The 19,266-nt window shown below is 55.8% G+C and carries 20 protein-coding genes; 13 read left to right on the top strand and 7 right to left on the bottom strand.

Annotated features, from left to right (window positions below; genetic code table 11):
* Positions 1-216: 216 nt before the first annotated feature.
* The gene (gene rph, locus A3OI_RS0101405; protein WP_018402570.1) at positions 217-933 is read left to right on the top strand and encodes a ribonuclease PH; all 717 of its coding nucleotides are present in this window, start codon (positions 217-219) and stop codon (positions 931-933) included.
* 84 nt (positions 934-1,017) lie between these two features.
* On the opposite strand, the gene A3OI_RS0101410 is transcribed toward rph, so the two are convergent.
* The gene (locus A3OI_RS0101410; protein ID WP_018402571.1) at positions 1,018-1,824 is read right to left on the bottom strand and encodes an exodeoxyribonuclease III; all 807 of its coding nucleotides are present in this window, start codon (positions 1,822-1,824) and stop codon (positions 1,018-1,020) included.
* A gap of 80 nt (positions 1,825-1,904) precedes the next feature.
* On the opposite strand from A3OI_RS0101410, the gene pyrE reads away from it, so the two are divergent.
* Positions 1,905-2,543, top strand: coding sequence for an orotate phosphoribosyltransferase (gene pyrE, locus A3OI_RS0101415; protein ID WP_018402572.1), 639 nt, complete (start codon positions 1,905-1,907; stop codon positions 2,541-2,543).
* Positions 2,544-2,546: 3 nt separating this feature from the next.
* On the top strand, positions 2,547-3,173 hold the full coding sequence (locus A3OI_RS0101420; protein WP_018402573.1) for a DUF4124 domain-containing protein: 627 nt from the start codon (positions 2,547-2,549) through the stop codon (positions 3,171-3,173).
* Positions 3,174-3,253: 80 nt separating this feature from the next.
* Here A3OI_RS0101420 and A3OI_RS0101425 read toward each other — a convergent pair whose 3' ends face one another.
* Complete coding sequence (locus A3OI_RS0101425) at positions 3,254-3,760, bottom strand: hypothetical protein (protein ID WP_018402574.1); 507 nt, start codon at positions 3,758-3,760, stop codon at positions 3,254-3,256.
* 144 nt (positions 3,761-3,904) lie between these two features.
* Positions 3,905-4,240: a DUF2782 domain-containing protein gene (locus A3OI_RS0101430; protein ID WP_018402575.1), complete on the bottom strand. Its 336-nt coding sequence runs from the start codon at positions 4,238-4,240 to the stop codon at positions 3,905-3,907.
* Between the two features lie 213 nt (positions 4,241-4,453).
* Here A3OI_RS0101430 and polA point away from each other — a divergent pair, with 213 nt between their 5' ends.
* Positions 4,454-7,249 carry a DNA polymerase I gene (gene polA / locus A3OI_RS0101435; protein ID WP_018402576.1) on the top strand — a complete coding sequence of 932 codons (2,796 nt, stop codon included), beginning with the start codon at positions 4,454-4,456 and terminating at the stop codon, positions 7,247-7,249.
* Between the two features lie 227 nt (positions 7,250-7,476).
* Here the strand turns inward: polA and A3OI_RS0101440 are convergent, their stop codons facing one another.
* Entirely contained in the window at positions 7,477-8,598 is a 1,122-nt protein-coding gene (locus tag A3OI_RS0101440) for a PilT/PilU family type 4a pilus ATPase (RefSeq protein WP_018402577.1), read from the bottom strand.
* Between the two features lie 73 nt (positions 8,599-8,671).
* A complete protein-coding gene (locus tag A3OI_RS0101445; protein ID WP_026223935.1) occupies positions 8,672-9,706 on the bottom strand; it encodes a type IV pilus twitching motility protein PilT in 1,035 nt (344 codons plus the stop codon).
* A gap of 137 nt (positions 9,707-9,843) precedes the next feature.
* Here A3OI_RS0101445 and A3OI_RS0101450 point away from each other — a divergent pair, with 137 nt between their 5' ends.
* The 9 genes from A3OI_RS0101450 (at position 9,844) to A3OI_RS0101490 (ending at position 16,791) form a co-directional block, all read left to right on the top strand.
* Entirely contained in the window at positions 9,844-10,548 is a 705-nt protein-coding gene (locus A3OI_RS0101450) for a YggS family pyridoxal phosphate-dependent enzyme (protein WP_018402579.1), read from the top strand.
* 73 nt (positions 10,549-10,621) lie between these two features.
* Positions 10,622-11,452, top strand: coding sequence for a pyrroline-5-carboxylate reductase (gene proC, locus A3OI_RS0101455; protein WP_018402580.1), 831 nt, complete (start codon positions 10,622-10,624; stop codon positions 11,450-11,452).
* A gap of 25 nt (positions 11,453-11,477) precedes the next feature.
* On the top strand, positions 11,478-12,062 hold the full coding sequence (locus A3OI_RS0101460; RefSeq protein WP_018402581.1) for a YggT family protein: 585 nt from the start codon (positions 11,478-11,480) through the stop codon (positions 12,060-12,062).
* Positions 12,063-12,175: 113 nt separating this feature from the next.
* Entirely contained in the window at positions 12,176-13,324 is a 1,149-nt protein-coding gene (gene metX / locus A3OI_RS0101465) for a homoserine O-succinyltransferase MetX (protein ID WP_018402582.1), read from the top strand.
* Positions 13,321-13,926 carry a methionine biosynthesis protein MetW gene (metW, locus tag A3OI_RS0101470; RefSeq protein WP_018402583.1) on the top strand — a complete coding sequence of 202 codons (606 nt, stop codon included), beginning with the start codon at positions 13,321-13,323 and terminating at the stop codon, positions 13,924-13,926. The genes metX and metW overlap by 4 nt, the downstream gene beginning before the upstream one ends.
* A complete protein-coding gene (locus A3OI_RS0101475; RefSeq protein WP_018402584.1) occupies positions 13,923-14,378 on the top strand; it encodes a DUF4426 domain-containing protein in 456 nt (151 codons plus the stop codon). The genes metW and A3OI_RS0101475 overlap by 4 nt, the downstream gene beginning before the upstream one ends.
* A gap of 22 nt (positions 14,379-14,400) precedes the next feature.
* A complete protein-coding gene (gene rdgB / locus A3OI_RS0101480) occupies positions 14,401-15,012 on the top strand; it encodes an RdgB/HAM1 family non-canonical purine NTP pyrophosphatase (protein WP_018402585.1) in 612 nt (203 codons plus the stop codon).
* Entirely contained in the window at positions 15,009-16,160 is a 1,152-nt protein-coding gene (gene hemW, locus A3OI_RS0101485; protein WP_018402586.1) for a radical SAM family heme chaperone HemW, read from the top strand. The genes rdgB and hemW overlap by 4 nt, the downstream gene beginning before the upstream one ends.
* Positions 16,161-16,242: 82 nt before the next feature.
* Entirely contained in the window at positions 16,243-16,791 is a 549-nt protein-coding gene (locus A3OI_RS0101490) for a hypothetical protein (RefSeq protein ID WP_018402587.1), read from the top strand.
* A 76-nt stretch (positions 16,792-16,867) separates the two neighbouring features.
* On the opposite strand, the gene trmB is transcribed toward A3OI_RS0101490, so the two are convergent.
* Both trmB and A3OI_RS0101500 read right to left on the bottom strand, forming a co-directional pair.
* The gene (gene trmB, locus A3OI_RS0101495; RefSeq protein ID WP_018402588.1) at positions 16,868-17,608 is read right to left on the bottom strand and encodes a tRNA (guanosine(46)-N7)-methyltransferase TrmB; all 741 of its coding nucleotides are present in this window, start codon (positions 17,606-17,608) and stop codon (positions 16,868-16,870) included.
* A gap of 101 nt (positions 17,609-17,709) precedes the next feature.
* Positions 17,710-19,245, bottom strand: coding sequence for a YifB family Mg chelatase-like AAA ATPase (locus A3OI_RS0101500; protein WP_018402589.1), 1,536 nt, complete (start codon positions 19,243-19,245; stop codon positions 17,710-17,712).
* Between the last annotated feature and the right edge of the window lie 21 nt (positions 19,246-19,266).

The raw sequence follows: 19,266 nt of genomic DNA on the forward strand, positions 1-19,266 counted from the left end.
GTTTTATCAGCCTGTTCAGCCAAGCTTTTACAGAGTCTATCAGGCTAGAGCGCCGAGCAGCGAACCGCAGTAAGCGGATTCCGCGGCGGCGCCACGCCGCTTGGGTCTGGCGGGTCGGAAGCCGGCACGGCCGTGCTATGCTGCGCGCCCATTCATTTGCACAAGCGGGCCTGCAGCCCAGGCACGCTGCTCATTAACCGATCAGGAATCTTTTATATGCGACCCAGTGGCAGAACCCCCGAACAACCCAGAGACATTCGCATTACCCGTAACTACACCCGTCACGCCGAAGGCTCGGTGCTGATCGAGTTCGGCGACACCAAGGTGATTTGTACGGCATCGGTGGAAAACAAGGTGCCGCCGTTTTTGCGCGGCGAAGGTCAGGGCTGGATTACCGCGGAATACGGCATGCTGCCCCGCTCTACCAATAGCCGTATGGGGCGCGAAGCAGCCCGCGGCAAACAAGGTGGCCGCACGGTTGAAATCCAGCGCCTGATTGGCCGCTCCCTGCGCGCTGCGGTGGACCTGAAAGCACTGGGCGAGCACACCATCACCATCGATTGCGATGTTATTCAAGCCGACGGCGGCACCCGCACCGCCGCCATTACCGGTGGCTGCGTAGCGCTGGTAGACGCGCTGAACTTCCTGGTGGCAAAAAAGCGGCTGAAGAAATCGCCCCTGAAGCAGATGGTTGCCGCGGTGTCCGTCGGCGTTTTCAAAGGCAAACCGGTTGTGGATCTGGACTACCCGGAAGATTCGGTTGCGGAAACCGATATGAACGTGGTGATGACGGATAAAGGCGGCTTTATCGAAATTCAGGGCACGGCAGAAGGCGCGCCTTTCGTTCAGGAAGAACTGGACAGCATGCTGGTGCTGGCAAAACAGGGTATTGAAACGTTATTTGCGCTGCAGAACGAAGCGCTTAACGGCTAACTCAAAACCCTGGGTGTCGAGGGCCAGAGATTTGATCCAAATCGGGGACGGATTTTAAATCCGTCCCCTATGCTCAAGGTCAACCTAAAATCCAATCTCGATGTCGTAATCCATCACCACCGGCGCATGGTCAGAAAAACGGGTGTCATCATCAATCCAGCCATCTTGAATGGTCTTGCGAATACCCGGCGTAGCAATCTGATAATCCACCCGAATACCCGACTGTTTGCGCCAACCTGAAGCCCACTCCGGCCACCAGGTAAACTGATTGCTTTGTTTGTTAATATCACGGAACGCATCAATGCTGCCCATTTCGTCGAACAGACGGTCTAGCCAGGCCCGTTCGTGAGGCAAAAAACCGGACACGTCCAGTTTGTGATAGCGCGAGCTGGCGTCGGTGACGTGGTGAGCGCTTTGCAGGTTGGCACACACAATAAACTGCCGGCGTTTACGCAGGGTTTTTTGCATGTGTACGGCAAACGCGTCCATAAAATCGTCTTTATGGTCCAGAACGGTCAGGTCGTCATCACCAATCGGGTCGTCTTCCAGGCCAAGGGCACAGGGCGCCAGCACGCAGGCTACGGAGACCTTGTCGAAATCGGCCTGAATAAACCGACCTTCGCGGTCGGCCTGCTCATTGGCAAAGCCATACATGATGGCTTTCGGGAAGTGGCGGGTGTAAATTCCAACACCGCCATCTTCATTGTTTTCGCCGTCAATAAAATAGGCTTGGTAGCCTTCTGGCACCAGTTGGCGATCTTCAACCTCGTAGGCGCGCATGCGGTGGTCCTGAACGCAGATAACGTCGGCATCTTGCCCTGCTATCCAGTCAAAAAAACCTTTTCCAACAGCCTGTTCAAGACCGTTGACGCTGATTGATACTACCCGCATACGTATTCCCTGATTCGGTTTGTGTGTATGATACCGATTTTAAGCAGATTTTAAAGACCAACAGCCCTAGAAGCCGCGCCATGCATGATTATCAGAAAGATTTCATCGAGTTCGCCATACAGCGAAATGTGCTGCGTTTTGGCAAATTTACACTCAAATCCGGTCGCATCAGCCCCTACTTTTTTAACGCGGGCCTGTTCAATACCGGTAATGATCTTCTACAGTTAAGCCAAGCCTACGCTGCAGCCATTGAACGCAGCGCTCTGAATTATGACATTATTTTCGGGCCCGCCTATAAGGGCATTCCGTTGGCTACCGTAACGGCTATGGCGTTAGCAGAAGCTGGTAACAATAAACCTTTTGCCTTTAACCGTAAGGAAAAGAAAGATCACGGTGAAGGCGGAAGCATCGTCGGTGCGCCCTTAAATGGCAGGGTGCTGATTATAGATGATGTCATTACCGCTGGCACCGCTATTCGCGAAGCAATTGAGATCATTCATCAGGCGGGTGCCGAACCCGCCGGGGTACTGATCGCTCTGGACCGCCAGGAAAAAGGCAAAGGCAAATTGTCTGCCATTCAGGAAGTAGAACAACAGTTCGGCATACCCGTGGTCAGCATTATCGGGCTCGATCAGGTACTGGACTACATCAGTCGCAACCCCGCCTTCGGCCAACACGCTGATGCGGTGACGCGCTACCGGGAATCTTACGGAGTTTGACGAATGGCAAAACACCTGACCGCTTCACTCCTCATGTTCAGCCTGATTGGCACCAATGCCATCAGTGCCACTTCGGCCCACGCCGGCATGTACCGGTATACGGATGAAAACGGCCAGGTGGTCATTGGCAGCAGCATTCCGCAGGAAGCAACGCAACGCGGCTATGACATTCTTAACAACAATGGGCGAGTCGTTACCATTATTGCGCCCGCCCCTACGGAACAGGAACTGGCCAAGCGCAGTGCCGAGCAACAACGCCAGGACGCCCTGGCGCTCCAACGCGAACAGGACCGAAAACTGCTAAAGCGCTTCAGTCACCCAGATCAGGCGCGCAGCGCTATGAACCGGAAAATTCGCGAGCTGGAAGGGCTGATCAGCCTGAAAAAAGGCAAGATTACGGTCATCTCCGGGCAGTTGAACGCCGAACAAAGCCGCGCCGCCGACCTGGAACGCTCTGGGCGAAAAATTCCCGAGGCAACCCTGGAAAAAATTCGTCGACTGGAAACTCAGATCCTGGATATTGAACAGGAAATTGAAATCCAGACCCAAGACATTCAGACCCAGCAGGAAATCTACGAAATAGATATTCGCCGGCTGCGACAATTAACCGACAAAAAAAAGGAAGACTAAAACAGTCTTCCTTTTTTATTGGCATTCGCCGATTTCAACCGGCCCGCGCTCTTGGTGAGCTTGCGGGCCGCTGAACGCAATCAGGCAGAAGCCGTTTCTTCAGTTTTCGCATCGCTGGCTTTAGCCGGCTCAGCTTCTTCCGCTTTTACTTCTTTGCTGTCTTCGGCTTTTTCGGCCTTGGTAGCGGCTACCGGAGCGGCTTTGGCTTTCTTCGGGCTGCTCTTGCGTGCCGACTTGGTGGGCTCAACAGCTGCTTTTACGTCTTCCGCTGTTGCAGCAACATCGACTGCGCCTTCTTCTACGGCATCAGCGCCTTCAGCTGCTTGCTTTTCAACGCGTGAGATCAGCTGGGCGGTGAATTCACCAACCATGCCGTTCAGTTCGCGCAATTGGTCAAACACGTTTTCGCTGTAGCCATAATAGCTCTTACGAAGGGATTTTACGCTGTGAGTGCGAGCGCTTTCTTCCAGCTTTTCAGCCATGTCAAAAGGCTTGGCAGACAAACGCTTCTGCTGCTTTTCAGCGGCGTCGATACCCTTGTTAACCATATCCTGAAGCTGTTGCTGATAAGTGGTAAGTACACCCATGGTAATTCTCCTGTGCTGCGTTTGTTGATCAAAAGTGTTTCCGATCGATGGGTGTAGATTAGGGAGAAAAGTTAGAGTGTTCACACTAAAACCAAAAATCGTTCAAAAATTATTCTGCCAGCCGGGTTAACGACGCATTCATCACTACCAGCGGAACAGCACCCAGCTTGGCACCAGCATGCCGGATTCACTTTCACGGGCCCAGCCACCGTCCGCAGGCACCAGGTAGTATTCCGGCCCTATCTGGGGCACAACCTTTATTTCCATCACCTGACCATTCACCCGGTACTCGTAATACACCTCTTTTTCGCCGCTGCGGATAACAATCTGGGTGCCGGCGTTAGACGGCTGATAGTCCGAGATGATCACAGGCTGTTTTGGCGTTTCTACAACGGTGTCGTCCAGATTGCCGGTTTCCTGGGCAACAACGGTCGCTAACGGCCAGGCCAACAACACAAGTGGTAAAATGATTCTTTTCATTTTCGTGATACCCTTTTAACCATCTGTTTATGGTGCGCTTATTGCCGGTTTCCTAGCTTTTTCAAGCCGGTTTCGCACCCGAAATAATCGCCGTATATTTTATCATTGCCGTATATTTTATCATTGCCGAACTTTTTACCATTGCCTTACTTGTTACCATTAGAGTTACACAAGGCAACCCACGCTTCAATACGATTGCAGGCACAGGCAGCTATGACTGAACAACACACTCCACCCGTGGTTCTTGTAGACGGTTCCTCTTATCTTTTCCGCGCTTACCACGCACTTCCGCCACTCATGACCAGCAAAAACCACCCAACCGGGGCCATCAAGGGCGTTATTGCCATGATACGCCGGCTAGACCTGGACTTCCCCGGCTCCAAAATTGTGGTGGTGTTCGATGCCAAGGGCAAAACCTTCCGCAACGACCTTTACGCAGATTACAAAGCAACCCGCCCACCGATGCCTGAAGACCTGGCCGTACAGATTGAGCCCATTCACCAGATTGTCAGGCACATGGGCCTGCCGTTGCTAATTGTGGATGGCGTGGAAGCCGATGACGTGATTGGCACCCTGGCCCACGAGGCCACCAGCAAGGGCATCGATGTGGTGGTGTCCACGGGCGATAAAGACATGGCACAGTTGGTAAGCGCGCACGTAACGCTGATCAACACCATGACCAACACCCACATGGACACAGCGGGCGTTGAAGAAAAGTTTGGCGTAACACCGGCGCAGATCATCGATTATCTGGCGCTGATGGGCGACAAGGTGGATAACATACCAGGCGTAAACAAGTGCGGCCCGAAAACCGCGGTAAAATGGCTGCAGGAATACCAGAACATCGACAACCTGATGGCCAACGCCGATGACATCAAAGGCAAGGTTGGGGAATACCTGCGGGATGCCAGGGAAACCCTGCCCTTGAGCCGGATACTGGCCACCATCAAACTGGACGTAGAGCTGGCGTTCGGGCTGGAAGATCTGCAGGAACGCGAGCAGAACAACAGCGCACTGCTGGAGCTGTTCCGCGAATACGAGTTGCGCAGCTGGATCAACGAACTCGAAAGCATAGGCCCCCAAACCACCAGCCCCGCTGCCACGCAACCCAGCGCTGACCAGAGCACGCCTGATCAGCGCACGTCAGATAATAGCACCGCACATCAAAGCAGCCCTGCTGAACCCGCTCAGCCCCGTGACAAGCACTACAGCATTATTACCGACCAGGCAGAACTCGATGAATGGGTAGAGCGCTTAAAAGCCGCAGAACTGTTTGCCTTTGACACCGAAACCACCAGCCTGAAATACATGGCTGCAGAGGTTGTGGGCGTATCGTTTGCGGTGCAACCTTTTGCAGCAGCCTACGTACCCTTTTGCCACGACTACATGGGCGCGCCCGACCAGCTGGACCGCGACACGGTGCTGGCCCAGCTCAAACCTCTACTGGAAAGCCCCGACCATAAAAAAGTCGGGCAAAATCTGAAGTACGACAAAAACGTGCTGGCCAACCACGACATCTGCCTGGAAGGCATTGCCGAAGACACCATGGTGCAATCCTACGTGCTGAACTCGGTGTCTTCACGCCACAATATGGACGCCCTGGCCCTGCATTATCTGGACGAGGAAACCACAACCTTTGAATCCCTGGCAGGCAAAGGCGCCAAACAGCTGACGTTCAACCAGCTGGAGCTTGATAAAGCCGGCCCCTACGCCGCCGAAGACGCTGACATCACCCTTCGCTTACATCAGGCACTGCGGCCGCAACTAGCCGCCACCGGTAAGCTGCAGTCGGTGTATGAAGACATTGATTTGCCCTTGGTACCCGTGCTGTCACGCATGGAGCAAAGGGGTACGCTGATCAGCGCCAGCACACTGCGCCAGCACAGCCAGGAACTGGCTGAGCGCATGGCCGAACTGGAAACAGCCGCGTATGAAGCCGCCGGGGAGACCTTCAACCTGGGCTCGCCAAAACAACTGCAGGTTATTTTTTATGAAAAGCTGGGCTTGCCAGTTCTCAAAAAAACACCCAAGGGTGCGCCATCAACGGCCGAACCGGTGCTGCAGGAACTGGCCCACGGCCACGAATTGCCAAGGCTACTGCTGGAACACCGCAGCCTGAGCAAGCTCAAATCCACCTACACGGACACCCTGCCAGAGCTGATCCACCATCGCACCGGGCGCGTGCACACGTCTTACCATCAAGCAGTCACGGCCACCGGGCGCCTATCATCGTCAGAACCCAACCTGCAAAACATACCCATTCGCAGCGAGCAGGGCCGGCGCATTCGCCAGGCGTTTATCGCCGAGAAAGGCTACAAACTGCTGGCAGCGGACTATTCCCAAATTGAACTGCGCATTATGGCTCACCTGTCGGAAGACAACGGCCTGCTAACCGCGTTCGCCAAGGGCGAAGACATTCACAAAGCCACCGCAGCAGAAGTGTTCGGGGTGACGCTAGAAGAAGTGAACACCGACCAGCGGCGTAGCGCCAAAGCCATCAATTTTGGACTGATTTACGGCATGTCGGCGTTTGGCCTGGCGCGGCAGCTGGATGTAGAACGCAAAGTGGCACAGCAGTACATCGACCGCTATTTCGAACGCTACCCCGGCGTACTGACATACATGGACAACATTCGCAAACAGGCCCACGAAGACGGCTACGTGGAAACTCTGTTTGGCCGGCGCTTGTACCTGCCCGAGATCAACGCCCGCAACAAGCAACTGCAGCAGGCCGCCGAGCGCACCGCGATTAATGCGCCTATGCAGGGTACCGCTGCCGACATCATCAAGCTCGCGATGATTGAAGTGGAACGCTGGCTGCTGGCCGAATACCCGGACAGCGCCCGCATGACCATGCAGGTACACGACGAACTGATCATCGAAGTAAAAGAAGAGGCGGTAGAAGCGGTCCGCGAAGGACTGATCAAGCGCATGTCGGGCGCTGCGAAACTCGCTGTACCCTTGCTGGTAGAGGCCGGCGTAGGTGACAACTGGGATCAGGCCCACTAACGAAAAACGCCCGCTGAGTGCTAGCTCAAGCGGGCATTTTTGTCGTAGGCGCTGCGATGGCAGCCAGACTGGTCAGGCGGATAGCACGGCCAAGACGGGTTGATTTCATTTTTTTGATGACGCCTGATTATGAACGGCCGGAGTATACTCAGGTGGTTACGGCCGTCACAATTGCAATTGCCATCAATTGCTTATAACACATTCTTCGAGACGTTTATCTTAGTGCTTCAGTCCTGCTGAATGGTCAGCTTGTCCACCGAAGACGACAACTTGTCCACCCCTTGGGCATCGGTTCCAAGCTTTATCATCAAACGCAAATCGTTGGGTGCGTCGGCATGCGCCAGGGCATCTTCATAAGTGACTGAACCTTCGGAATACAGCTCATACAGCGCCTGATCAAAAGTGCGCATGCCAATTTCGTTGGATTTGGCCATCAGGTCTTTGAGCTTGTGCACTTCGCCTTTGCGAATCAGGTCAGCCGCCAGCGGCGTATTGATCAGCACTTCAATAACCGCTTTCCGGCCCTTGCCGTCTGGCGTGGGCACCAGTTGCTGCGCCACAATGGCGCGCAGGTTCAGCGACAGGTCCATCCAGATTTGGCCGTGCTGTTCGGGTGGAAAAAACTGGATAATCCGGTCCAGCGCCTGGTTGGCGTTGTTGGCGTGCAGAGTCGCCAGGCACAAGTGCCCGGTTTCGGCGAACTGTACGGAATATTCCATGGTCTGGCGGGTTCGCACCTCACCTATCAAGATCACATCTGGCGCCTGGCGCAAGGTGTTTTTCAGCGCCACTTCAAAGCTGGCGGTGTCTATGCCTACTTCGCGCTGGGTCACAATGCAGCCCGCATGCTGGTGAATAAATTCAATCGGATCTTCGATAGAAATGATATGACCGCGGCTGTTGTGGTTGCGGTAGCCGATCATCGCAGCCAGCGAGGTGGATTTGCCCGTGCCGGTAGCCCCGACAAACATGATCAGCCCGCGCTTGGTCATGGCCAGCTCTTTAACGATGTCAGGCAGCGCAAGATCGTCGATTCCCGGTATCTTTACTTCAATACGACGCAGCACCATGCCGCACTGATTGCGTTGGAAAAACGCGCTAACCCGAAAGCGACCAATGCCACGGGCACTGATGGCGAAGTTGCACTCGTGGCTTTCATCAAACTCGGCGCGTTGCTTGTCGCTCATGGCGCCGTAAACGAGCTCGCGGGTCATATCGGGTGTTAGGGCGGTCTTTGTGACAGGCCACACCTTGCCGTTCACTTTCATACTGGGCGCAACGCCGGCGGTAATGAACAAGTCCGAGCCGCCTTTCTCAACCATCAGCCGCAGTAGCTTTTCAAATTCCATTTTCATCACCTTTTGTTGGGCGCGCCCAAGCGCCCGAGTCGTTTTGTATCAGCCGGCGAAGATCCCGTCAGGATTAAAAGGCATCGGGCATTTTTGCTTTCAAACGCGCCTGTTCGCGCGAGATAAGACCCTTTTGCAACAGGCGTTCCAGACACTGATCCAGAGTCTGCATGCCTAGCGAGCCACCCGTTTGTATCGACGAGTACATCTGCGCGATTTTATCTTCACGGATCAAGTTGCGAATAGCCGAGGTGCCAATCATGATTTCGTGGGCAGCAATACGCCCGCCGCCCATTTTCTTCATCAGGTTTTGCGAGATAACCGCCTGTAAAGATTCAGACAGCATCGACCGTACCATGGATTTTTCCTGGGCCGGAAACACGTCAACCACCCGGTCAATGGTTTTTGCCGCCGAGGTGGTGTGCAGGGTGCCGAATACTAAATGGCCGGTTTCAGCTGCAGTCAGCGCCAAACGAATCGTTTCAAGGTCACGCAGCTCGCCCACCAGAATAATGTCCGGGTCTTCCCGCAGCGCCGAGCGCAGTGCTTCATTAAAGCCCAGGGTGTCGCGGTGCACTTCGCGCTGGTTAACCAGGCACTTTTTGGATTCGTGCACGAACTCAATGGGATCTTCAATGGTCAATATGTGTTCGTAACGGTGGTCGTTGATGTGGTCTACCATGGCCGCCAGCGTGGTGGACTTGCCAGAACCGGTGGGCCCGGTTACCAGAACCAACCCCCGTGGCACCGCGCAAATATCTTTGAACACCTGGCCCATGCCCAGGTCTTCCATGGTCAGCACTTTCGAGGGAATGGTCCGGAACACCGCACCGGAACCGCGATTCTGGTTAAAGGCGTTAACCCGGAAGCGGGCAACCCCAGCCACTTCGAACGAGAAGTCGGTTTCCAGGAACTCTTCGTAGTCTTTGCGCTGCTTGTCATTCATGATGTCGTAAATCAGCCCGTGCACTTCCTTATGTGGCAAAGGAGGCAGGTTGATACGGCGTACATCACCGTCCACACGAATCATCGGCGGCAAGCCAGCAGAAAGGTGCAAGTCTGACGCGCCCTGTTTCGCCGAGAAGGCAAGCAGTTCGGTAATATCCATAGAGTTCCCCGGGAGTTTTTCTTTTTCGCCGGCTGCCGTAACCAGCACATCAAGACCGGTGATCACTTGGCATTTCAGTGACCTGCGGGTAACGTGTAACGCTACCTGACGCTTTACAAGCAGAGCGATTTCACACCATGAGCAGCATAGCAGACAACATCAAGAGCGTAACCCAGCGCATCGAAAAAGCAACACTACAAGCGAGTCGAAAGCTCCATTCTGTGCGCTTGTTGGCGGTTAGTAAAACCCGCCAGGCAGACGAGTTGCGCGAAGCTGTGGCGACAGGCCAGCAGGATTTCGGTGAAAATTATCTGCAAGAGGCTCTGGATAAAATGGCGAACCTGCAGGATATACCGGAGTTACGCTGGCATTTCATAGGGCCGATTCAATCCAATAAAACCACACAAATAGCGTCTGCGTTTTGCTGGGTACACAGTGTTGAACGCCTGAGAATAGCCCGCCGCCTGAACGACCAGCGCGACACTGCCTTGCCGCCCTTGAATATTTGCGTGCAGGTTAATATTGATAATGAACCCAGCAAATCCGGCTGCTCGCTAGGCGAACTGCCGGCGCTGGCAGCCGCGATTGCCGAACTACCGCAACTGACATTGCGCGGACTTATGGCTATTCCGGACCCAGAGCGCGGGGAAGCTGCATTGCGCGAGAGCTTTCGGGCCATGAACAATGCCTTGATCCAGTTACGCCAGGACCAGCCCGGTGCCGGGCCGCTGGACACCTTGTCTATGGGCATGTCTGACGATCTGGAGCTGGCCATTGGCGAAGGCTCAACCTGGGTAAGAGTAGGCACGGCTGTGTTTGGTCCACGCCAGCAAAAGAGCTGAAAACATCGATTCCTGTTATAATCCGCAACAGGCACAACCATTTTTTCGATTGGGTCAAACCCCGGAGTGAATCTTGAGCAAATCACCGACCATTTCATTTATTGGTGCCGGTAATATGGCGAGCACCATTATTGGCGGCATGCTGGATAACGGCTATAAAGCCGGCGAAATTTGGGTCAGCGCCCCAGACGACGAGCATCTGCAAGGCTTGCGCAAGCGTTTCGGCATCTGCGTAACCACCGACAACCGCTACTGCGCCCAACAATCTGACATTGTTGTATTGGCGGTAAAGCCGCAAGTAATGGCCAGCGTGTGTGAAGACATTGCTGCGGTGGTGCGCAATACCCGGCCACTGATGGTCTCAATTGCAGCAGGCCTGACCGCCGACACGATCGACGGATGGCTTGGCGGTGGCGTACCCATGGTGCGGGTAATGCCCAATACGCCGTCACTGGTGGGTAAAGGTGCCGCCGGCCTGTTTGCCAACTCGCGGGTCAGCGAACAGCAGAAAAATGACGTTACGGCTATTTTTGACAGCGTAGGTTCTGCCAACTGGGTGCAGCAGGAAGAACAACTACACGCGGTAACCGCGCTGTCTGGCAGTGGCCCTGCCTATTTTTTCCTAATGCTGGAAGCTCTGGAAGAAGCCGCCACTAACGCTGGCATGGCAGCAGAAACAGCTCGGGAACTGGCCATCCAAACCATGGCAGGTGCCGCAGAAATGGCGGCTCGTAGTGACCTGGAACCGGCGCAACTCAAACGTAATGTGATGTCACCCGGTGGCACTACCGAGCAGGCAGTGAATACTTTCGAGCAAGGTGGTTTGCGCGAACTGGTGCAAAAAGCCTACTCAGCGGCCTATACCCGCTCCCAGGAAATGGCCAAAGAACTGGCCGGTAAATAACCATAGCAAACGGAGACACCCGCTGATGCTGCCGAAGATTCTGCTCACAATTTTGTCGATCGCCTCGTCGTTCTATATGACCTTGGTACTGCTGAGGTTTTTGCTGCAGCTGGCGCGAGCCGATTTTTACAATCCTATTTCGCAGTTCGTGGTGAAGGTCACCAATCCTCCCCTGCGCGTTGTGCGCAAGCTTGTTCCTGGCTGGGGCGGTATTGATGGCGCGGCTATCGTGCTGGCCATACTGATTCAAGCTATCACCTTTACCTTGGTATTGCTGCTATATGACGCCGGCGCAGCGCTGTTCAATCCGGCGTGGCTGTTGTCCTGGTCGGTGCTGAACGTGGCGGGACTGGTAGCATCTCTGTATTTCTGGGCGGTGATTGCCGTGGTGGTTATCAGCTGGATCGCACCCGGCAGCAGCCACCCGGCGATTCAGCTGGTGGCTCAGATTACCGAACCGGTCATGCGTCCGGTGCGCAAAGTGGTGCCATCACTGGGCGGCCTGGACCTGTCACCCATTATTGTATTTCTGATACTGCAGGTTATTACCGTGATGATTGATCACATGAAGGTAGCCACCGGCATGCCGGCGCTGCTGGCAGGAATGTAACTCAGGTCGGCAGTTGCAGCTCGCTGCTGCCGCCTTTACACTAAACCGCCTGAGCGTCGTTCCTCTGTGGCGCATCCGTATTTCTCGATTCCAGCCAGGAAGTCATCGCGCCAATGCCCGATCCATTGCCCGCAGATTCTGTTGGGCTTGTTACCCCGCAGACCTACCATTTTGATACACCGCTGGAGCTTGCTTGCAGCAAGGTGTTGTGCCGCTATGAGCTGGTTGTGGAAACCTATGGCGAACTGAATGCCAGCGCCAGCAATGCGATTTTGATTTGTCACGCCCTTAGCGGCCACCATCACGCCGCCGGTTATCACAGCGCCGACGAACGCAAAGCAGGCTGGTGGGACAGTTGTATTGGTCCCGGAAAGCCCATTGATACCCGCCGTTTTTTTGTGGTGAGCCTTAACAATCTGGGAGGGTGCCACGGCAGCACCGGCCCCAGCAGCACCAACCCGGACACGGGCTCACTGTATGGCCCGGACTTTCCAGTTGTCACGGTAACTGACTGGGTCAACAGCCAGGCGCGGCTGGCCGACAAGCTCGGCATAGAATGCTGGGCTGCGGTGGTGGGCGGATCGCTGGGTGGCATGCAAGCACTGCAATGGAGCCTTACCTATCCGGAGCGCATACGCCACGCGGCGGTTATCGCGTCAACGCCGCGCCTGAGCGCTCAGAACATTGCCTTTAACGAGGTAGCGCGACAGGCCATTACCAGTGATCCAGAATTTCACGCCGGGCGCTACAGCGACAATCTCACACTACCCCGGCGCGGTTTGATGCTGGCGCGCATGGTGGGCCACATTACCTACTTGTCTGAGGTTTCCATGGGTGAGAAATTTGGCCGTGAGCTGCGCGAAGAAGCTTACAAATTCGGCTACGACGCGGAATTTCAGGTAGAAAGCTATCTGCGCTATCAGGGCGAACGTTTTTCCGAATCGTTCGATGCCAACACCTACCTGCTGATGACCAAGGCTCTGGACTACTTCGACCCCGCCTACGAATTCGACGGTGACCTGGCCAAAGCCCTGCAGGGCGCACGCTGCGAATTCCTGGTGTTGTCATTCAGTACCGACTGGCGCTTTGCGCCAGAGCGCTCTGAAGAGTTGGTTAAAGCCATGATCGCCGCTCGCTGCAAAGTCAGCTACGCTGAAATTGACGCACCCTGGGGTCACGATGGGTTTCTGATTCCCACGCCACGTTATACCGATGTATTCACCGCCTATATGGACCGTGTTGCGCGGGAGGTTGGAGCATGAGAGCCGATCTTGAAATTATCCAGCAGTGGATAAAACCGGGCCATCACGTATTGGATCTGGGTTGCGGTGACGGCATGCTGCTCGATTTTCTGCAGCGCGAACGCGGCGCAAGCGGCTATGGCCTGGAGATTAATCCGGCGCACATCACACACTGTATGAGCCGCGGTGTATCAGTAATAGAACAAAATCTCGACACCCAGGGGCTGGCCAATTTTGACGACAACAGTTTCGATGTCGTGCTGATGACCCAGGCCCTGCAAGCGGTACGCCGACCCGACAAAGTGCTGGACGAAATGCTGCGCCTGGGCAACGAGGGCATTGTTACCTTTCCCAACTTTGCCCATTGGCGCTTGCGATGGGGATTGGCGTTGAGCGGACGCATGCCCGAATCCGAAGCACTTCCGTATAAGTGGTATAACACCCCCAACATACGGCTGTGTACGTTCCAGGACTTTGAAGCTCTGTGCCGCCAGAAAAGCATACGCATCACCAGCCGCAAGGTTGTAGACGGCCAGCATCAGAACAGCTGGGTGGCCCGTTTGTGGCCAAACCTGCTGGGCGAAATCGCGATTTACCGCATCACCAGGGAGAATTCACAATGATGATTGCCAAACACCCGGTTTTTATGCGCTCGGCGTTTGCGCTGGTGCTGCTGTGCCTTGCTGGCCTGGCCCAGGCCGACAGTAAGGATTTCGGTGAATACACCGTTTCCTGGAGCGTGCTGCCCAGCACATTTCTGACACCGGAAATTGCGAAAGAAAACAATCTTCAGCGCAGTAAAAGCATCGGCATTGTGAACGTTGCCATTATGCAAACCAACGCCGACGGTACTTTGTCGCCGGTAGCGGGCCAGGTAGAGGGCCGAGTCACCAACGACATCCAGCAAGTTCGTTTTCTGGCGTTTCGCCGCATACAGGAAGGCAGCGCGATATACTTCATTGCCGAGTACCAGTATGGCACGGCTGAATTGCTGACGTTCAATGTCACCGCGCGCCCAACGGGTCACGACCAGAAACTGCCGGTACGATTTTCCCAAGCCTTGTTTAACGACTAAGCCTTTAACAACTGAGCCTTCAATGCCCCAAACACTGGTTATTGCCAGCAACAACCCTGGCAAAATTGCGGAATTCAATGATCTTCTAGCTCCCTTGGGGCTGGCGTCCGTTGCCCAGGGCGAACTGGGCGTCGGTGAAGCCGAAGAACCGGCGGTCACCTTTGTTGAAAATGCCATTCTTAAAGCCCGCCACGCAGCCCGTATTACCGGCCTGCCGGCATTGGCAGACGACAGCGGTTTGGCTGTAGATGCCCTGGGCGGCCAGCCGGGCGTGCGCTCGGCGCGTTATGCCGGCGACGACGCCAGCAATAGAGACAACCTGAATGCGCTGTTAGCCAACATGGCCGATGTGCCAGACGGCAAACGCAGCGCCCAGTTCCACAGCGTGCTGGTTTACTTGCGCCACGCCGATGACCCCACACCTTTGGTGTGTCACGGCCAATGGCACGGCCGTATATTGCGCCAGGCTTCAGGCGCCGGCGGTTTTGGTTACGATCCGATATTCTTTGTGCCCGAACGCAACTGCAGCGCCGCCGAGTTAAGCCGCGCAGAAAAAGGCCAGCTTAGCCACCGCGGCCAAGCGCTAGCGATGATGACTGAACAGTTGAAACGCGAGCGGCGGGAAGCCTCTTGAGTTTAAACCCGACACCTGTGGCCGTTGAGCCTGCGCTGAGCCTGTACCTGCACGTGCCTTGGTGCGTGCGCAAATGCCCCTATTGCGACTTCAATTCCCATGCTATTACCGGGGACATTCCTGAAAGCGCGTATTTAAAGGCGCTGCTGGACGACCTCGATCAGGATTTACGCCTGGCCGCAGGCCGCGTCATACAAACGGTGTTTATTGGCGGTGGCACACCATCGCTGATGAGCGGTGGTTTTTACAGGGATCTGTTTCGCCAGCTTAAAACACGGCTGGAATTTGCGGCAGACGCTGAAATCACTCTGGAAGCCAATCCCGGCACTCTCGAGCAGGGCCGTTTTGAGGCGTTCCGCGAGGCCGGTATCAACCGGCTGTCGATAGGCGTGCAAAGCTTCAACCCAGAGCACTTAAAGGTGCTTGGGCGCATTCACGACAGCCAGGCCGCCCACAACGCCATAACAGCGGCGCGCCAGGCCGGTTTTGACAACTTCAATATTGACCTTATGCACGGCTTGCCAGGGCAAACGCCTGAACAGGCACTGGACGACTTGGCTCAGGCCCTATCGTATCAACCACCGCACTTGTCCTGGTATCAACTTACGGTAGAACCTAACACCGAGTTCTACAGCCAGCCACCGGAGCTGCCAGACGACGATCGACTGTGGGATATTTACAGTCAGGGCGGCGACCACCTGCGCAGCCACGGTTTTACCGATTACGAGGTGTCTGCCTGGAGCCAGCAGAATATGGCATCGCGCCATAATCTGAATTACTGGACGTTTGGCGACTATTTGGCCCTGGGCGCCGGAGGCCACGGTAAAATCAGTCAGCCGGATGGCCAGATTTTGCGCTACTGGAAAACCCGCCAACCGCAAGCCTATTTGAATCGAATAGGCAGCCGCACCGCCGGCAGTGAAGCGATAGCAGTGGCTGAGCGGCCGCTGGAGTTTCTGATGAACGCGCTGCGCCTTGGCGCGGGCGTGCCCGAAAACCTGTTTCAACAACGCACGGGTTTACCCTTAAGCACGATTGCGGTACAACTTGAAACATTAAGGCAGGAGGGTTTGATGCATCCTCAACGCATTCAAGCCACCGAACTCGGCCAACGCTATTTGAACAGCCTGCTACAGCGGTTTTTGTAGACGGCTGTAGTGATGACAACGTGATGGCAGCGATGATAATGGCGGCAATAATCACAGCGCCAGCAGCAAGGGAGCACACCCAATGGAATTTGCCCCAATTCAACGCACGCCAGACAGGCGGCGCCTCTCTACGCAACTAAAAGTCGGCTTTGCGCTGTCCGCACTCCTCGCTATCGCCCTGCTGCTGATCAACCAGTTGCTACATACGCCCCAGGCGCCTCAAGGCATCGTTAATCTACAACTGGCGGGCAACGCTGCACATACCCGCGATATATTGCAAAGCTGGAGCCCGCAACAACAGGCGTGGGCCAGAATCTCGTTGCTTTTGGATTTTTTACTGGTTGCGCTCTATTCCGCTACGCTGTTCCTGCTAACCCACCATCTTCTAAAAGACCGCCCCGGTGTGCGCGAACGCACGGCAGGCCGCTGGGTGCTTACTCTCTTTGCGTTGGCGGCCGTCAGCGATTGCGTTGAAAACCTGTTGCTACTGAACAATTTGAAAGAGCCAGACGACCTGACCAGCTTGGTTGTCGCGTTTTCTGCACTGGTAAAATTTACCGGTTTACTGCTGGGCAGCGCGGGGCTGGTGATTATTCGCGCCGCCCGGCGGCACCCGCTTACTCACGCGTGAGCTGGCAAGCACGTTGTAAAACGGAACCAAAAACGGCGACCAGCGAATCGTCAGCGGGTGTTGTGCTGGCCGCTCATCAATTGGTTCGGTAAAACAACAAATCCCAGACACCGTGGCCCAGGCGTTCACCGCGCTGTTCGAATTTGGTCACCGGGCGGCCTTCCGGTTTCGGCGAGAAACCACCTTCACTCTGGGTATTGGCAAAGCCTTCGGAATCAGCCATCACTTCCATCATGTGTTCGGCGTAGTTTTCCCAGTCTGTGGCCAGGTGCAGAATGCCCCCAACTCTTAGCTTGTGGCGAAGGCGTTGAACAAATTCCTGCTGTATCAGGCGGCGCTTGTGGTGGCGTTTTTTGTGCCAGGGGTCCGGAAAAAACACCATTACCCGGTCAAGGCAGGCATCTGCCAGGCACAGGTCAATCACATCGCTGGCATCAATGCTGTAAATGCGGATGTTCTCCAAACCACGGTCTTCAATGTCTTTCAGCAAGGCACCTACGCCCGGCAGATGCACTTCCACACCAATAAAGTCCTGCTCTGGCGCAGCCTCAGCCATATCCGCCAGCGAGCGCCCCATACCAAAACCGATTTCGAGATTGAGCATGGCATCGCGGCCAAACACCTGGCGCGGATCAATCATGCCGTGCTCTCGCGTCAGGCCGAATTTGGGCCAGCTGCGTTCGTAGGCCTTGCGCTGACCTTCGGTCATCCGGCCCTGGCGCAGCACAAAACTGCGTACACCGCGGCGAGTGGTTACCGGGGACTCATCGGAGCGTCCGTTTTTAGCGTGATCCTGTGGGGTATTTGCTTCAGTCATTATACATCCTCAAACCGCTGCTGGCGGATTCTTGCGAATCGATAGTGCCAGTTTACCAGACGCCCGATCACCAGAGTACAGGGTGAGCTAACGACAGCGGCTCAAGACGAAACCAGAGAACTTTGGCCGTTACGGCGGTCTAACTGGCGATAACCCAAGGCTTCCACCAGGTGGGCGCGGGCCACATTGGTGCTGGCATCAAGGTCAGCCAGCGTGCGCGCCACCCGCAGTATCCGATGCAAGGCACGGGCAGACAGCCCGAGTTTTTCCATTGCCCGCAGCAACAGTTGCTCACTGTCACTGTCAAGCTGACACGCTGTTTGCAGCGCCTTGCCCGACAACTCGGCGTTTAACGTGCCTCTGGCGTTTTGCAAGCTGCGAGCAGCTACAACGCGCGCCCGCACCTGGGCGCTGCTTTCGCCGGGCTCACCGTGCTGCATAAACACATCACCACCTTGCACCGGCACTTCTACGTGCAAATCGAAACGGTCCAGCAGCGGGCCAGAAATTTTCGAGCGATAGCGGATAATCTGGGCGGGACTGCACTGGCATTCGATGGTGGGGTGGCCACTGTAACCGCAGGGGCACGGATTCATAGCACCGACAACCTGAAAGCGGGCGGGGAATGTAACCTGGCGCGCAGCGCGGCTGATGTGAATTTCGCCGGTTTCCATCGGTTCGCGCAGCACTTCCAGCACCCGCCGTTCAAATTCCGGAAGTTCATCCAAAAACAGCACGCCGCGATGGGCCAAAGAAATCTCCCCGGGCCGCGGGCTGCTGCCGCCACCCACCATGGCCACCGCGGAAGCCGTGTGGTGTGGCGCCCGAAAAGGCGGCTGGCGCCAACCGCCATCGGCCACTGTCAGACCTGCTACAGAATGCACGCTCGCCACTTCCATTGCAGCAGTGTCGGCAAGCGCAGGCATAATGCCCGGCAGACGGCTAGCGAGCATGCTTTTACCGGTTCCAGGCGGGCCAAAAAACAATAGATTGTGACCGCCTGCAGCGGCCACTTCCAACGCCCTGCGCGGCACCTGTTGGCCCCGAACATCGGCCAGGTCGGGCCCGATTGTCGCTTGCCCGCTGTCTGCGCCGCTTAAATCCGCAGGCGCCAGCGGCACAAGCCGGGCGCGACCATGCAAATGCTCGCACACAGCCAACAAATGGCTGGCAGCCAGTACGTCGTGTTCGCTGGCCAATGCCGCCTCGGCGGCATTGGCCATGGGCACCAACAGTTGGCGGCCCTCTGCGCGAGCCGCCAGAACCGCCGGTAATACGCCTTTCAGGGGGCGCAGCGCGCCATCCAGCGACAGCTCACCGACAAATTCGTAGGCATTCAGCGCCGCGGCCGGAATTTGGCCAGAAGCCGCCAAAATGCCAAGGGCAATAGGCAGGTCAAAACGGCCGCCCTCTTTGGGCAGATCGGCAGGGGCAAGATTGATGGTGATACGACGTGCGGGGAAATCAAAACCGGCGTTAATCAGGGCGCTGCGCACCCGTTCTTTACTCTCACGCACACCGGTTTCTGGCAGGCCTACAATCGACAGCGCCGGCAAGCCGCCGGACAGGTGTACTTCAACGCTGACCGGCGGCGCAGACACGCCAACACAGGCACGGGTTTGAACAATAGCAAGCATAGTAACCTTCCATGGTTATTA

This window comes from Marinobacter gelidimuriae, from assembly GCF_000372805.1.
In the GTDB taxonomy this organism is placed as follows: domain Bacteria; phylum Pseudomonadota; class Gammaproteobacteria; order Pseudomonadales; family Oleiphilaceae; genus Marinobacter; species Marinobacter gelidimuriae.

Bases quoted from the DNA above. Each gene is read 5' to 3' on its own strand.
- rph (WP_018402570.1), top strand. From the start codon at position 217: ATGCGACCCAGTGGCAGAACCCCCGAACAACCCAGAGACATTCGCATT.
- A3OI_RS0101410 (WP_018402571.1), bottom strand. From the start codon at position 1,824: ATGCGGGTAGTATCAATCAGCGTCAACGGTCTTGAACAGGCTGTTGGA.
- pyrE (WP_018402572.1), top strand. From the start codon at position 1,905: ATGCATGATTATCAGAAAGATTTCATCGAGTTCGCCATACAGCGAAAT.
- A3OI_RS0101420 (WP_018402573.1), top strand. From the start codon at position 2,547: ATGGCAAAACACCTGACCGCTTCACTCCTCATGTTCAGCCTGATTGGC.
- A3OI_RS0101425 (WP_018402574.1), bottom strand. From the start codon at position 3,760: ATGGGTGTACTTACCACTTATCAGCAACAGCTTCAGGATATGGTTAAC.
- A3OI_RS0101430 (WP_018402575.1), bottom strand. From the start codon at position 4,240: ATGAAAAGAATCATTTTACCACTTGTGTTGTTGGCCTGGCCGTTAGCG.
- polA (WP_018402576.1), top strand. From the start codon at position 4,454: ATGACTGAACAACACACTCCACCCGTGGTTCTTGTAGACGGTTCCTCT.
- A3OI_RS0101440 (WP_018402577.1), bottom strand. From the start codon at position 8,598: ATGGAATTTGAAAAGCTACTGCGGCTGATGGTTGAGAAAGGCGGCTCG.
- A3OI_RS0101445 (WP_026223935.1), bottom strand. From the start codon at position 9,706: ATGGATATTACCGAACTGCTTGCCTTCTCGGCGAAACAGGGCGCGTCA.
- A3OI_RS0101450 (WP_018402579.1), top strand. From the start codon at position 9,844: ATGAGCAGCATAGCAGACAACATCAAGAGCGTAACCCAGCGCATCGAA.
- A3OI_RS0101460 (WP_018402581.1), top strand. From the start codon at position 11,478: ATGCTGCCGAAGATTCTGCTCACAATTTTGTCGATCGCCTCGTCGTTC.
- metX (WP_018402582.1), top strand. From the start codon at position 12,176: ATGCCCGATCCATTGCCCGCAGATTCTGTTGGGCTTGTTACCCCGCAG.
- metW (WP_018402583.1), top strand. From the start codon at position 13,321: ATGAGAGCCGATCTTGAAATTATCCAGCAGTGGATAAAACCGGGCCAT.
- A3OI_RS0101475 (WP_018402584.1), top strand. From the start codon at position 13,923: ATGATGATTGCCAAACACCCGGTTTTTATGCGCTCGGCGTTTGCGCTG.
- rdgB (WP_018402585.1), top strand. From the start codon at position 14,401: ATGCCCCAAACACTGGTTATTGCCAGCAACAACCCTGGCAAAATTGCG.
- A3OI_RS0101490 (WP_018402587.1), top strand. From the start codon at position 16,243: ATGGAATTTGCCCCAATTCAACGCACGCCAGACAGGCGGCGCCTCTCT.
- trmB (WP_018402588.1), bottom strand. From the start codon at position 17,608: ATGACTGAAGCAAATACCCCACAGGATCACGCTAAAAACGGACGCTCC.
- A3OI_RS0101500 (WP_018402589.1), bottom strand. From the start codon at position 19,245: ATGCTTGCTATTGTTCAAACCCGTGCCTGTGTTGGCGTGTCTGCGCCG.